Source organism: Bacillus salacetis (assembly GCF_003581585.1).
Lineage (GTDB): Bacteria > Bacillota > Bacilli > Bacillales > Bacillaceae_B > Rossellomorea > Rossellomorea salacetis.
The window spans coordinates 303,775-317,414 of sequence record NZ_QXIR01000001.1 but is presented as its reverse complement, the minus strand read 5'-3'; the positions used below and the strand labels follow the sequence as shown (position 1 = coordinate 317,414).

The window sequence follows — 13,640 nt, the reverse complement described above, 5'->3', positions numbered from 1 at the left end:
TAAGGTGTACTGTCACCTTGGGGCTGGTCCCTTTTCTTTTGGAGGTGAACTCATGAATTTTCCGCAAATCCGATTACAATCTTCTCCGGCAAGCATTGCCATCCAAACCATGCCGGGAAAAATGGAAATCGAGCAGCCCCAGGCAGAGTTGGATATCCAGCAGCCAAAGGCTATACTGAACATAGAAACGACTCCGGGCAGGTTAACAATTGACCAGACAGAAGCCTGGGCGGATATGAACATCAAAAGTGTCTTCCGAATGGCTGAAGAAAATGCCCAGGAAGACCAGCAGGCAGCACTTGAAGCGACCGCATCCATTTCACAGGATGGCGATGAACTGATGATGATCGAGAATGGCGGCGGTGCGATTGCCTCCCAAGCTAAACGAAACGGGGAATCACCGATCTATGAATTCAACATCGGCTGGATACCGCGGCATGGCTCTGTAAAAATAAACTATGAACCTGGTGATGTGAGAATTGATGCTAAGCCTCAGCAGGTCATTAATAATTCGAAATCCCAGAAACCGATCATCAACTATACACCAAGCCAGGTCGATATATCCTTGAAGCAGCATCAAAGCCTGGATATTGACTTTACGAATCTGAAATTTGTCGGAATCAACTATGAACAAGAAATTTAATAGAAGGAATGTGACTCATGAAGATAATGACGAAATATCATGGTGACTTAGATATTACCATCAATGACATATGGAAGTTTGATCAGGGGATCCCGGGTTTTGTGGATGAGAGAGAATTCATATTGCTTCCTCTTCCTCAAATTGAAGGATTTCAAGTGCTGCAATCGGTGGCCACCCCGCACCTTGGATTTGTCGTAACGGATCCTTTTCAGTTCTTTAAGGATTATGACTTCACACTCAACGCTTCCATTCTTGAACAGCTGGAATTGACCCAGGATAAAGATGTTCAGGTCCTTACGATCCTTACAGTAAAAGATCCGATTACCAACACAACAGCAAACCTCCAGGCACCGATCATCCTGAACACAGCCAATCAAAAAGGAAAGCAGGTCATACTGAACGAGACAGACTACCAGACAAAGCACTTCATCTTCAACCGAAAAATGCAAAAGGTGAAGGGGTGAGACAATGCTGATACTGTCCAGAAAAACAGGAGAAGCCATCCAAATCGGAAATGATATCGAGATAACCGTCCTCAGCATCAAAGGCGATCAAATCAAGCTGGGGATAGACGCACCGAAAAACGTTGAAATCCACCGCAAGGAAATCTACCTGTCCATACAACAAGAAAACACAGAAGCATCACAGGGAGTGCAGGACCTCTTCGCCCTCCTTTCACAAAAAGACAAAAATTAAAACTTTTTCAGCGTAACTATTAAACATGCAATCCTCCTGCCGATAAAAGTAGTGTAAGGGAGAACAAAGGGCGGCCGACCTTTTCAATCCCTGAACAAAATGATCCACAAGGACGTGGACTCTACTATCAAGGAGGATTTTTTTATTATGAGAATTAATCACAATATCGCGGCACTTAATACTTATCGTCAATTGAATAGTGCTTCAACTGCCCAATCAAAGTCTATGGAAAAGCTATCTTCAGGTCTTCGTATTAATAACGCGGCAGATGATGCAGCAGGTCTTGCGATTTCTGAAAAGATGCGTGGTCAAATTCGCGGGTTAGACATGGCTTCTAAAAATGCTCAGGATGCGACATCTTTAATTCAAACTGCAGAAGGTGCATTGAATGAAACTCATTCAATATTACAACGTATGCGTGAGTTATCTGTACAATCAGCGAACGATACAAATACAACTCAAGATCGCGATAATATACAAGATGAGATGGATCAGCTTACAAAGGAAATAGACCGAATTAGTGATACTACTCAATTTAACACTAAAAATCTTTTAGACGGATCAATGGGTAAGGTAGCTAGTGCTCAAGTTAATAAAAATGAGAATGCCACTCTAGATGCAGGAACTACGGGAGCGACCCTCTTAACAGCTTTAACTGATAAAGATGGTAATAGTCTTGGAATTGCTGCTGGTGATGAAATTACAGTATCATACTTGAAAGATGGATCCTTAGTAGAACACACTTGGACAGTTGATGCTACTGATGCAGTATCAGGATTGGGCAATACAGATGGTACAGCCGGCGGTACAAATGATGCTGATACAGCAGTTTCTGTAGCCGGTGGCAAGATTTCTTTTGATGCAGCTAATTCTGGTTTTTCAAATGCTGTACATGGTGTAACTATAACTGTTAATGATTCTGCTGGAAACGTAAGGCAATCTGCAACTGATGCATTATCTGCCTTTAATGAAACGCAAGCAGCAGCTGACGCAAGAACTAATGATGGAAGCGCTACATTCCAAATTGGAGCTAATACAGGGCAAAGCCTTGATTTAGATATCGAGAATATGAGTTCTTCAGCTTTAGGCGTAGCAAATCTAAAAGTTGGAAATCAATCTCAGGCTAATGTGGCTATTAAAGTTATAGATGAAGCGATTCAAAAAGTTTCATCTGAACGCTCAAAATTAGGGTCTACTCAAAACCGCCTAGACCATACAATCAACAATCTAAACACATCTTCCGAAAACCTAACTGCTGCGGAATCTCGTATCCGTGACGTAGATTATGCTCTAGCTGCCTAAGCAGTAAAGAGCACAGTCGTCCTAGCTGGTAACGGCTAGAGATCATAATCGGGTGAATTGCTGGAAACCCCTTAGAGCTTTCTTCCCCACAACGGAGTTGGAAACGACAGACGTGAAGGGCTGAAAAGAAGAAAGATATGGGCAATCAGCAGCCAAGCTCCTGTCTCGAAAGAGTGGAGAAGGTTCAACGACTAGGATAGACCATCTTAGGCGAAAGCTATGATGATGAAATCCGTAGGTGAAACAGTGTACATCAGCCCTGTGAATCCGAAGTGCCCGACCCCTACTAGAATGATAGAGGGTGAAGATATAGTCTGGTCATTTATGAAAGTAAATGTTCGCACGATGGCGAAAGAAATGATGAACCAAACGAAGAATTCTATTCTTTCTCAAGCTGCTCAAGCAATGCTTGCGCAAGCTAACCAACAGCCACAAGGAGTTCTACAACTTCTTCGTTAATAGATCAACAAAGACACTGGAGAGATTCCGGTGTCTTTTTATATTTGTTTAACAAGGCTCTCTCGAAATACAACCGATACCCATATTTTCCAAATTATTTAATTAAATTGAAGTAATTTCAATTTATCGGTATAATATCTCATGGTATAAAAACACCACAACTTCATAGAGTAACTTTCAAGGAGGAAAGTAGATGTTGGTATTGGGTAGAAAACCCGGGGAGTATATTAGGATCGGAGACGATATTAAAGTCCAAGTGATCTTGTCTGACTCCAATCAGCTCAGGTTAGGAATTGAGGCACCAAAGGAGATTGCTATTATTCGAGGAGAGATGGAAAAGAATTAAAAAATTTTCCTGAATAAGTATTAAACTTCTTCATTCACTGCCGATATTATTTATGAACAAGAAAATAACAGAAATTAAAACTAACCTTTAACTATATAATCTACTCAAGGATGAGCTAGTGAACTTATTGCAACCTGCAGGAAGCGGGAAATTGCAGTGGGTTTATTAGCTCATCCTTTTTTCCTAAAAGGAGGACATTAAAATGTTAGTACTCGGCAGAAAACCGGGAGAATATGTCGTAATCAATGATGAAATAAAGATAAAAGTAGTAAAAAGCGACAATGGACAGCTTCGCCTGGCGATAGAGGCACCTAAACACATAAGTATCACACGCGGGGAGCTTTGGGAAGAACAGCAGAAGCATGCATAACAAATAAAATACAAAACACTCAAGGACGAGTGAATGACTATGAACAGGACAAGCAGGAAGCTTTTCTTGTTCATACCATTCACTTGTCTTTTTTATTTTTCGGTATAGCTGGGAGGTTCTTAGCGTCCTAGGTTTAAGAATCTCCTAATTATATAAATATAATTCGGTGAAAATGGAAGTTCACCTAAAATTCCAGGGAGGAAAACAAAAATGAGAATTAATCACAATATCGCGGCACTTAATACTTATCGTCAGTTGAATAGTGCATCAACTGCACAAGGTAAATCAATGGAGAAGTTATCTTCTGGTCTTCGTATTAACAAAGCTGGAGATGATGCAGCAGGTCTAGCAATCTCTGAAAAAATGCGTGGGCAAATTCGTGGTCTAGATATGGCAGCTAAAAATGCTCAAGATGGTATTTCTTTAATTTCTACTGCTGAAGGCGCTTTAAACGAAACTCACGATATTCTACAACGCATGCGTGAATTAGCTAACCAATCTGCAAATGGTACTTCTACAGATGCAGACCGTACTGCAATGCAAGATGAGTTAAACCAATTAACTTCTGAAATTAACCGTATTGGTAACACGACAGAGTTTAATACACAGAAGTTATTAAACGGTGGAATTGGTTCTAATGCTGGAGAAAAGATAACAAAAGCTACTCAAGCTTCTGTTACAGGTGCAACAGTTGGTACAGGTGAATTAGCAATTGGTGCTGGAGCTAAAATAACAGTAGATGGAAAAACTTTTGATGTTGGTGCTCTTACAGTAGGTACGGACAAATCAGTTGGATTTGATGCTGCAACAGCTGACCTAGCCACTAAAACAACAGCTTATGACACTGCAAAAGCTACTTCTGATGCTCCTGGAGCGACGCAAGCTCAAATAGATGCAACAGCTGCAGCTCTTGCAGATAAAGAGGCTGCTGAAGCCACACTTGCTGGAGAAAACGACAATTCTACTGCTGCTCAAAATGCTACAGAATTAGCAACTAAGTTGGGCGAACTTACATCAGGTGGAGTCAAGCTGTCTGAACTTGTTGATATTAAAGTTGATACAGATAAACTTGTATTTACGGCAAAGTCATCAGGTTCTACAAGTGAAGTTAAAGTATCTGGAAATGCAACCGAAGCTACAAAACTAGGTTTTGATGTTACTGCTACTACTTCTTCATCAACGGGGCAACCATCTACAATTGAAAGAGCTGGAATTGAAGGTACTACAACGTTAGGTGCATCTACAGATAATACTATTGTCGCAAATTCAACTTTCAAACTTACTGTGGGTAACGAAAGTGCAGTAGATGTCACGTTAAAAGAAGGAAAAGTATACGATACTAACAACACCGATTCAAATGTAGCAAAATCTGCTATGAATGATTTAGTTAAGGATTTAAATGCTTCTTTACAAGAAGCGGGTCTTTCAGATAAAGTTACTGCTTCGTTATCTGCTGATAACAAAGTTCAATTTGTTTCTGAATCTGGTAAAGATATAAAATTAACTGATGGTACTGGTGGACCACTAGCTGCTGTAGGTTTTACTGGAACTGAAACAGTAGGAAATATTGAACAAGTTACAGGACCAGGAGCACAAGGTTCTGGTTATAATACTAAATTCCAAATTGGTGCTAATACTGGACAATCAATGTCCTTGAATATTCAAGATATGCGTTCAGCAGCTTTAGGTATTACAGGTAATGCTGGACAAGCTGGATTTACAGCTTCTAATTCAGTAACAAACGGTACAAATGATATTAAGGGTGAAGCAGCTTTAAACATCTCTAACAAAGAAGATGCTTCAAAATCAATTTCTATTATTGATAAAGCTATCGCTTCTGTTTCTTCTGAGCGTGGTAAACTAGGTGCTGTTCAAAACCGTCTTGAACACACAATCAACAACCTAGGTACTTCATCTGAAAACCTAACTGCCGCGGAATCTCGTATTCGCGATGTAGATATGGCGAAAGAAATGATGAACCAAACAAAGAATTCTATTCTTTCTCAAGCAGCACAAGCAATGTTGGCTCAAGCTAACCAACAACCACAAGGAGTTCTACAGCTTCTTCGTTAATTTTAAATTATTTGGAAGGGACTCTGGCTTTGCTGGGGTCTCTTTCTTTAATAATTATCAAACATTTTGATAATATTAAGGGGTGAAGTGTTGAAGTTTTTAGAGAATCTGTCAAAATGGGCAACTTGGATTTTGGCATTCTTAATTATTCCTCTTTTGGGTTTGTTTTTTTATACACCTGAATATGAATCAATTAAGAAAATATTAAATTATGAGATTCCCTTTTCACTTTTATTTCTTTTGATTATTATAATGGCGTTACTGCTTATTAGTTCACAAGTTACTTTATATATAATAAAGCTTCGCAAGAAAATAAGTTTTAATGACTTAGATAGAAAAGTTTTAAACGAGATAAAGGAATTAGTTCCAATGACATACGCCAGAGACTTCTTTGAAAGGATGGATTTTGGTTCGGGAAAATTCCCTTATGAAAATATTAGAATTCTACATAGTTTTATTGAAACTGAAGGCAATCCAGAATTTGAATTCATTGACAATGACTTGGAAGAAATAAGGATAAGCCTTTTAGAAGATTATAAGAAGTTGGATAGAATACTTGCAGAGTATGTAGCTAGAATCCCAAATGCAAACAGTGAGGACTACTGGAGAATTGATAAATGCTTAAAAGAAAAAGATTATGATTTATACATTAAAATTATTCGAGATTCAAATCAGGTTGGAACAGATATTTGGGAAAACTACAAGAAGTTAGTAGAAATTGGACGAAAAAGGTTAGGAAAATAAAAAAATAGGTAGGTAATCTGTATTTATCAGGTGAACGGGGAAATCAAGCAAATATTATATAATTGAACATACATGAACATGATGTTCATCAAACTGGGGCTTCTCTTTTCGGAGGGAAGCCCTTTTTCTATTTTGGAGGAGGAATCGTAAACATGAAAAATCAATCTTCAAAACGAGTGAACATTGTTTAGCCTAGAGCTAGTAAAGGAATCAAGCATCCTATATAAAAATCGCTGTGTACCAAGCCCAAATAAAACGTCACAGTGACTCCCCGAATCCTGTCGACTTAAAGAGAGATGTGTTCTAACCAGCTATTGATCTCATTTACCATTCCAATAAACGCATTTCCTAATTCCATAGTTACTAAATTATCTCTTGAGTATCTAAAGTAAGGAGTTGAGTGGGTTCTCCTTTAAAAAGGAAGCATTGATAATAGTTAAATTTCAAATACAACACCTCAATTCCTAAACCTTCCCTTTAATCTACCGATATAACCCATATAACCCACAGGAGGATCAAGAAAATGATCGATAAAGTGACAGGCAGTGCCACGGCTTTCTCTATACCAAATCAGGAGACCCCAAGAACGGGGTCCATACATAAAACAAACCAAGTACAGGACGAACTCCCACATGCAATTCCTCAAGACCCTGTCACAAGAGAGAAAGTGGAAGAAGTAATCAATAGCACGAATGAGTTTCTGGAGGCGTCGAATACGTCCATTCAATTTCAATTTCATGAAAAGTTAAAAGAATACTATGTGACGATTGTAGATAATAAAACAAATGAAGTCGTGCGCGAAATTCCCGCTAAGAAGATGCTGGATATGTATGCGGAAATGACGGAATTTATTGGTTTAATGGTAGATAAAAAGATTTAGGGATGAGGTGTCCTCATGAGTGATATGCGTATCGGTGGTTTGGCGTCCGGGATGGATACCGACCAGATGATCAAGGATTTGATGAAGGCGGAACGGCTGCCTTTGGATAAAATGGAACAGAAGAAAACTTATATGGAATGGCAGCGCGATGATTACCGGGACATCAATAAGCAGCTTTTTGAGTTCAGTAACTCTATTTTTGACGGTGTGATGAAACAGGCCACCTATACACAGAAGTCCGTCAATGTCTCGGATCCGAATGCAATTTCCGTCAAAAATATTAATTCTACCTCTGATTTTTCCGGTAGTATTGAAGTCCATCGGATGGCAACAGCCGCCACTATGTTTGGTTCTGGTCAAATCACAGATCCAGATGATCCGCAGAAAGCGGCCGGTATGTCCACAAAGTTAGGCGATCTATTTGGAATTGGTCTGGATGAGGAAAAGTCCATTACCGTAAAGGCTGTCAACAAGGATGGTATCCTTGAGGAAAAGACATTAACCTTCTCTATGGATACGACTTTCCAGGGCATGATAAACAAGATCAATTCTGAGACAGGCGTTTCGATGTTTTATGATCCCCATGAGAAAAAAATGGCGGTAACAGCTAAAAATACGGGCAACAATGAGAATGGACCGGAAATCGAGTTTTCAGGAGATCTGGTTAGTCATTTAAAGCTTGATGACAACAATAACATGGCGGTTACGAACGGACATGGCTCTTATGGCTTGAATGCGGATATCACCTACAATGGACTGCGTACCAAAAGAACATCCAATACTTTTTCCATTAATGGTTTTGAGCTCACATTGAAAAACCAAACAACATCTCCTGTAACCTTCAGTTCTTCTCCGGATACGGAAAAAATCTTAGAGAAGATCGTCAAGTTCGTCGACGACTACAATAAGCTCATAGAAAAAGTAAACGGGGAACTTGGTGAGAAGAAGTACCGTGACTTCCAGCCATTGACGGCATCTCAAAAAGAAGCGATGGAAGAGAAGGAGATCGAGCTTTGGGAAGAAAAAGCGAAAAGCGGGACACTCCGGAATGACTCGGTGCTTTCGTCTGCCCTGAATAAAATGAGAACAGATTTGTATTCACCGATATCTGGGGGCACTTCGGAAACCAATCAGCTTGCACAAATCGGGATTAAGACGTCGAGCAACTACCTTGAGCGAGGCAAGCTTATCATCGATGAAAACAAGCTGAAGGAAGCAATCAGCAAAGATCCGAATGCGATATATGAGTTGTTTGCCAAAGATGGAGGAACCACATCCGAAAAAGGGCTCGCCCGCCGTCTGAGGGAAACGATCAGCACGACCATTGACAGTATCGAGAAAAAAGCCGGTAAATCAACAAGCACCAATACAACGTTTACGCTTGGCAGGAACCTGGACAGCATCCAAGACCAAATGGACCGCTTCGAAGACCGGCTCGTCCAGATTGAAGACCGCTACTGGCGCCAGTTCACTGCGATGGAGAAAGCGATCCAGAAGGCGAACTCGCAGTCGATGTACTTAATGCAGCAATTCAGTATGTAAACCAACTAAAGGAGTGTCATTATGGCAATCAATAATCCTTATAAAGCCTATCAAAATAACTCAGTTACAACTGCATCACCAGGTGAATTGACGTTGATGCTTTATACCGGGAGCTTAAAGTTCATCAATATCGCGAAAAAAGCTATTGAAGAAAAGAATGTGGAAGTGAAGAATACAAACATCCAGAAGGCGCAGGCCATCGTGCAGGAAATGATGGTCACCTTGAACATGGATATACCGATGTCTAACGAACTTCTTCCGCTTTACGACTATATCAATCGCCGCCTGATGGAAGCGAATATCAAAAATGATGTCACTATCCTGGAGGAAGCGGAAGGCATGCTGACTGAATTCCGTGATACATGGAAGCAGGCCATCCAGATCAACCGCCAGCAGCAGCACGGCGGCCAGCGCCAAGCCTGATGAGCAGGGTGCAGGAGTGCTATGATCTTACTGAAAAGCTTGTTACAATGCTTAAAAATCCCTATGAAAAATCAAGGGATGAGGTCATAGCCGAAATTGAAGGATTGCTTGAGGAACGGCAGGAAACCATGAAACAAATGAAAGCTCCATATTCTGAGGAAGAAAAAGAGCTTGGCCGTCAGATCGTCGTTTGGAATACTGAAATTGAAAAAGGGATGACCAATCTTCGGAATGACATCAAAAGGACGATCAACAGCGTCTCCAAAAAGAAGACCACGGCAAGGAAATATAGCAACCCCTATGCTTCTCTTCAGCATGACGGGATGTTTTATGATAAAAAGAAATGAATAAAAAATAAGAATAAGCAGCCAAATCAGTTTTTGATTGCGCTGCTTATTTCATTCTGTGAAAAAAGGAAAGCAAACAAGGGCTTTCCTTTTTTTATATGTTTCTGTCATTTTATCGAACCACATATTTAGAATCACTAACCCTACTATAAGCTTTTCTAAGGTTTTCCAAGCATTCCTTACGAAAGGTCTCGCTGCAAATGAAACTATAAGCAATCTCTTCTTTTATGGTGGAAAAGATAAACTCTAATTTTTGATTCGTCGTCACATGATTTACTTCTTCATTGGCTAAGTAAGCAGTTAATTCATTTTCAAAATATTCAACAGATCCAAACAAAACCGTCATCATTCTTTCCTTCCCTCTCTTTTTAAATTGTATAAAAAAAGTCCACCAAAAAGAAGGTGGATAAATGAAGTGGAATGGTTAAGATCCATTACATATATTTATCTACAAAACTTTTTGGCAGCCCGGCTGTCATAGTTTAGTTACCTTAGACCCGCAGCTTTGCGTCCTTACCTTTCGATAAGTTTGCCTTTTTCAATTTTGTCAATAGACTTTTCAAACTATTTTAATAATAAATCAAAAGAACCTAATTTTCAATATTTCTGAGGAAAACAATTACATATTTCCTTATTTTTCGACAATATAAATGAGAGTTAAGTTCTACGAGGTGTCTGGGAATGAAAGAATGAAGTCCCGGCTTGGCAAAGACCATATGATAGGGACGAGAAATACGGCAGTTTTACAAAAAGGAATTGGTAATGATGACAGAATAAATAATAAGGTTCAAAATTAATTCTAGCTGGGTACTCAAAATCAGAAAAACATCCATTATGTTAAAAATGCTTTACTTGTAATCCTTATTTAGGTTTAGTCAGTACTCCTAGAATTAAAGACCCCCAGGAAATAAGGTTTCCTGGGGTTTTTGTATATTTTGAAGGAATAACATAGTGTTAAGAAGCCGTTACCCGGCTACCAGAAAATCTATGCTCCTACCTCTTCTTAACCTCCCCCAAATATTCAAAAGGATCGCCTTCAATCATATCCGTACCACCTGGCATAGTATTTCTTTTCAACGCCAGCGTGAATTGATTTAACGTCTTTGTCAGCGACTCTCTTTCACCCGGGTGGAGCTGAAAATCTACCCCGTAACGGAAGAAGTTTTCGTCGATTTCCTCTCTCCAGGCAATTTTTCCATTATGGACAATCTCTTTTCCTGAAATCTTCAAGGAGAAATTCAGCAGGATCTCTCTGTCAGGCGGGAATTGGATATGAGATATGAAGCCCAGGCCCCCTGGACCTATATCTGTTACCGCCACACCTGTTTTTCCGGTGGTGACTTTCTTTTTGTTAATGCTGATGATGGTGGCTGACCCTTCCAAAGGCACAGGGGGAAGAATCCTGAAGTAACGGCGCTGTTCGTGTTTGACGGCACTGGTCCTCGACTTATCAGGCTTGATGGTTTTCCCTTTTAGCAGTTCTTGAAATTTTTCAGCAGGGACGGGCTTGCTGTATAGGTACCCCTGTATCAGGTGGCACTTGATTTTCTTCAGGAATTTCAGCTGCTCCTCTGTTTCAATCCCTTCTATAGTGGCGGACATGTTTAAATCCGCTGACAGGCTCGCCAGGTTTTTGATGATGGCGCCGTTTTTCGTGTTGTCACCCAGTTCTTTAGTATAGGAGCGGTCAATTTTGATTCCGTCCACTGTCAGGTCCTTTAGGTAGGCAAATGACGTATAACCGGTTCCGAAATCGTCTATCAAGATGCGTATGCCCATTTCACGGAGTTCATCAATCGTTTGTTTAACTGTCTCTTCGTGTTGAAGGAAGACTGCCTCTGTTATCTCCAATTCAATCAATTCAGGAGATATATCGTATTTCTCCAACACTGAAAGGAGGTTGGCCTTTAGATTTTTTACCAGGAAGTGCTGAGGAGACAGGTTGATGGAAACCGGCACCAGGGAAAGTCCCTGCTTTCTCCAGTCCTGCAGTATCACACAGGCTCTCTCCAGCACCCATTCCCCTACCTCGATGATAAAGCCGTTTTCCTCAGCGTATGGGATGAACTCATTGGGGGAAACGAGCCCCCATTCAGGGTGATCCCAGCGCAGAAGTGCTTCTGCACCTATGATTTGATTGAGCCGGGAATCGACTTTCGGTTGAAAATAGAGCTGTAGTTCATCGTTCTTTAAGGCGTTCCTGAAGTCTTTTTCTAAGACAAAACGTTTGTAGGCATCGATGCTGTTTTCAGGAGAATAGATCTGATATGTATTCTTGCCGAGTTCCTTTGCCCTGTTCATGGCAGCCGAGGCGTTCTGAAAAAGTTCTGTGATAGACTTTGAATCGGAAGGATATAGACTGGCACCGATCGAGGTCGTCAGCAGCAGTTCAAATTCCCCTGCTGCATAAGGCTCTTTCAGCTTCCCGATGATCTCCCTGCACAAATCCGTCACCTTCTGCAATCCGTTCATGTTTTTCAGTAAAAGCACGAAATCATCATTACTGAATCTTGAAACAAAGACGCCGTTTTCCTGATATTCTTTCAGGCGGGAAGCTGCTTCTTCAAGAAGCTCATCACCAATGACAGGTCCAAGTGTTTCGTTGATATATTTAAATCTGTTCAGATGCACATAGATAAAGGCGAAATTCTGTTTCTGTTCAATACAATGCCTCATCTCGTTTTCAAGCATTTTCCGGTTGGGCAGGGCTGTCAGGGAGTCATGGTGAAGAAGGTGCTCCACGCGTTCTCCCAATTCTTTATCCTTTGTGGTATCGGTGACGATTCCGTGAAATCGGATGATCTGGTCCTGGGAGTCCTTGATCGGAATGATTTTTTCATTCAGCCACTTCTGTTTCCCTGAAGGGGTGGTGATCCGGTACCGGTGGGAGATGGTATGCCCCTGGTGGAGGACTTTCATATCTTCATCATATTTATTTAGGTCATCCCTGCAGACCAGGTCTCTCCATTTAAGATGGCCATTCAAGAATTCCTCCGCTTCCATTTCGGAGATATGTTTGATTCCAGTGGTGCAGAATGTAATGGACTTTTCGAGATTATCGTAGGACCAGATTGCAGCTTCGAGGGTGTCTGAGACGTCTTCCAGCTCCCGGTTCTTTGCCTTCAGCTCTAATTGAAGGGCGACCTTTTCTGTTACCTCATGAATAATGGCGTACACTCCGATTGTTTTCTTCGTTTCATGGATGGGGATGTAGGTGATTTCCAGGTCGAGAAGGCTTCCATCCTTATGGTAGGCCTGGGATTTGAATTTTTGGACAGTGCCTTTGACGGCCGCCTTAAAATGGTTCCGTACCACGCTTTTATAGGCATCAGGAGTGAAATCTGCGATGCGGAGTTCAGAGCCGCTTAGCTGATGGCCCGTAATACACGTGGTAGCTTTATTAATATGAAGGAGTTTTCCATTGCTATCGTAATGAACAATAATGTCAGGTGAATGTTCAAAAAGAAACTTGAAGTATTCCTGTTCTGTAAAATCATCTTTCATCTCAGTTCTCCGTTTCTTTCGAATCGAAGGAAATAAAATCGGCAATGGTTTCACTCCTTTTGAAAAAACTGGTTGTAAATATAGTATAAAAGTACCAATTGAAAGCGGCAACAACTAATTCGTCAAAAAATTACAAAAATAGATGGAAAATGTTTCATGTCTGAACGGAGGTAGCCGCCCGGGTGTCTGGCACTGCCCGGATTCTCTTGATCATTAAATGTGCAAACATTCACAAACAATTCAAGAATAAATAGTTTACGCCGGCATAAACATGAGAAAATATTAATAAGATATATTTCTCAAAACCCTGT

Annotated in this window: 14 protein-coding genes, 2 pseudogenes and 1 riboswitch; of the genes and pseudogenes, 14 read left to right on the top strand and 2 right to left on the bottom strand. The window is 40.6% G+C overall.

Annotation, left to right across the window (positions count from 1 at the left end; translation table 11 throughout):
* Positions 1-52: 52 nt before the first annotated feature.
* From D3H55_RS01540 to fliT, 14 genes and pseudogenes are all read left to right on the top strand, one after another.
* Positions 53-643, top strand: coding sequence for a DUF6470 family protein (locus tag D3H55_RS01540; RefSeq protein WP_119545131.1), 591 nt, complete (start codon positions 53-55; stop codon positions 641-643).
* A 17-nt stretch (positions 644-660) separates the two neighbouring features.
* A complete protein-coding gene (gene fliW / locus D3H55_RS01535) occupies positions 661-1,107 on the top strand; it encodes a flagellar assembly protein FliW (RefSeq protein WP_119545130.1) in 447 nt (148 codons plus the stop codon).
* A 4-nt stretch (positions 1,108-1,111) separates the two neighbouring features.
* Positions 1,112-1,339: a carbon storage regulator CsrA gene (gene csrA / locus D3H55_RS01530; RefSeq protein ID WP_119545129.1), complete on the top strand. Its 228-nt coding sequence runs from the start codon at positions 1,112-1,114 to the stop codon at positions 1,337-1,339.
* Positions 1,340-1,486: 147 nt separating this feature from the next.
* Positions 1,487-2,641 (top strand): flagellin N-terminal helical domain-containing protein, encoded by a 1,155-nt coding sequence (locus D3H55_RS01525; protein WP_119545128.1) that lies wholly within the window; start codon positions 1,487-1,489, stop codon positions 2,639-2,641.
* Positions 2,642-2,863: 222 nt separating this feature from the next.
* Positions 2,864-3,100, top strand: a complete 237-nt coding sequence (locus D3H55_RS25440) for a flagellin (protein WP_276310194.1) — start codon at positions 2,864-2,866, stop codon at positions 3,098-3,100.
* Between the two features lie 193 nt (positions 3,101-3,293).
* Complete coding sequence (locus D3H55_RS01515; RefSeq protein WP_119545127.1) at positions 3,294-3,446, top strand: carbon storage regulator; 153 nt, start codon at positions 3,294-3,296, stop codon at positions 3,444-3,446.
* 202 nt (positions 3,447-3,648) lie between these two features.
* Positions 3,649-3,816: a carbon storage regulator gene (locus D3H55_RS01510; protein WP_119545126.1), complete on the top strand. Its 168-nt coding sequence runs from the start codon at positions 3,649-3,651 to the stop codon at positions 3,814-3,816.
* Between the two features lie 210 nt (positions 3,817-4,026).
* Positions 4,027-4,428: pseudogene (locus tag D3H55_RS25435) on the top strand (flagellin N-terminal helical domain-containing protein); the annotation flags it as partial.
* 1,209 nt (positions 4,429-5,637) lie between these two features.
* A pseudogene (locus tag D3H55_RS25430) lies at positions 5,638-5,889 on the top strand (flagellin); the annotation flags it as partial.
* A gap of 90 nt (positions 5,890-5,979) precedes the next feature.
* On the top strand, positions 5,980-6,633 hold the full coding sequence (locus tag D3H55_RS01500) for a hypothetical protein (protein ID WP_119545124.1): 654 nt from the start codon (positions 5,980-5,982) through the stop codon (positions 6,631-6,633).
* 523 nt (positions 6,634-7,156) lie between these two features.
* Positions 7,157-7,513 (top strand): flagellar protein FlaG, encoded by a 357-nt coding sequence (gene flaG / locus D3H55_RS01495; protein ID WP_119545123.1) that lies wholly within the window; start codon positions 7,157-7,159, stop codon positions 7,511-7,513.
* Positions 7,514-7,528: 15 nt separating this feature from the next.
* The gene (locus D3H55_RS01490) at positions 7,529-9,055 is read left to right on the top strand and encodes a flagellar hook-associated protein 2 (protein WP_119545122.1); all 1,527 of its coding nucleotides are present in this window, start codon (positions 7,529-7,531) and stop codon (positions 9,053-9,055) included.
* A 21-nt stretch (positions 9,056-9,076) separates the two neighbouring features.
* Positions 9,077-9,478, top strand: a complete 402-nt coding sequence (gene fliS, locus D3H55_RS01485; protein ID WP_119545121.1) for a flagellar export chaperone FliS — start codon at positions 9,077-9,079, stop codon at positions 9,476-9,478.
* Positions 9,478-9,825 (top strand): flagellar protein FliT, encoded by a 348-nt coding sequence (gene fliT, locus D3H55_RS01480; RefSeq protein ID WP_119545120.1) that lies wholly within the window; start codon positions 9,478-9,480, stop codon positions 9,823-9,825. The genes fliS and fliT overlap by 1 nt, the downstream gene beginning before the upstream one ends.
* A gap of 112 nt (positions 9,826-9,937) precedes the next feature.
* On the opposite strand, the gene D3H55_RS01475 is transcribed toward fliT, so the two are convergent.
* Positions 9,938-10,171: a hypothetical protein gene (locus D3H55_RS01475; RefSeq protein ID WP_168412924.1), complete on the bottom strand. Its 234-nt coding sequence runs from the start codon at positions 10,169-10,171 to the stop codon at positions 9,938-9,940.
* 113 nt (positions 10,172-10,284) lie between these two features.
* A riboswitch (cyclic di-GMP riboswitch) is annotated at positions 10,285-10,369 on the bottom strand.
* A 449-nt stretch (positions 10,370-10,818) separates the two neighbouring features.
* Positions 10,819-13,374: an EAL domain-containing protein gene (locus D3H55_RS01470; protein ID WP_119545118.1), complete on the bottom strand. Its 2,556-nt coding sequence runs from the start codon at positions 13,372-13,374 to the stop codon at positions 10,819-10,821.
* Between the last annotated feature and the right edge of the window lie 266 nt (positions 13,375-13,640).

Excerpts from the sequence above, each read along its gene's own strand:
- fliT (WP_119545120.1), top strand. The coding sequence starts at position 9,478 with ATGAGCAGGGTGCAGGAGTGCTATGATCTTACTGAAAAGCTTGTTACA.
- D3H55_RS01515 (WP_119545127.1), top strand. The coding sequence starts at position 3,294 with ATGTTGGTATTGGGTAGAAAACCCGGGGAGTATATTAGGATCGGAGAC.
- D3H55_RS01540 (WP_119545131.1), top strand. The coding sequence starts at position 53 with ATGAATTTTCCGCAAATCCGATTACAATCTTCTCCGGCAAGCATTGCC.
- D3H55_RS01525 (WP_119545128.1), top strand. The coding sequence starts at position 1,487 with ATGAGAATTAATCACAATATCGCGGCACTTAATACTTATCGTCAATTG.
- fliW (WP_119545130.1), top strand. The coding sequence starts at position 661 with ATGAAGATAATGACGAAATATCATGGTGACTTAGATATTACCATCAAT.
- D3H55_RS01490 (WP_119545122.1), top strand. The coding sequence starts at position 7,529 with ATGAGTGATATGCGTATCGGTGGTTTGGCGTCCGGGATGGATACCGAC.
- D3H55_RS25440 (WP_276310194.1), top strand. The coding sequence starts at position 2,864 with ATGATGAAATCCGTAGGTGAAACAGTGTACATCAGCCCTGTGAATCCG.
- D3H55_RS01475 (WP_168412924.1), bottom strand. The coding sequence starts at position 10,171 with ATGACGGTTTTGTTTGGATCTGTTGAATATTTTGAAAATGAATTAACT.
- csrA (WP_119545129.1), top strand. The coding sequence starts at position 1,112 with ATGCTGATACTGTCCAGAAAAACAGGAGAAGCCATCCAAATCGGAAAT.
- flaG (WP_119545123.1), top strand. The coding sequence starts at position 7,157 with ATGATCGATAAAGTGACAGGCAGTGCCACGGCTTTCTCTATACCAAAT.
- fliS (WP_119545121.1), top strand. The coding sequence starts at position 9,077 with ATGGCAATCAATAATCCTTATAAAGCCTATCAAAATAACTCAGTTACA.
- D3H55_RS01510 (WP_119545126.1), top strand. The coding sequence starts at position 3,649 with ATGTTAGTACTCGGCAGAAAACCGGGAGAATATGTCGTAATCAATGAT.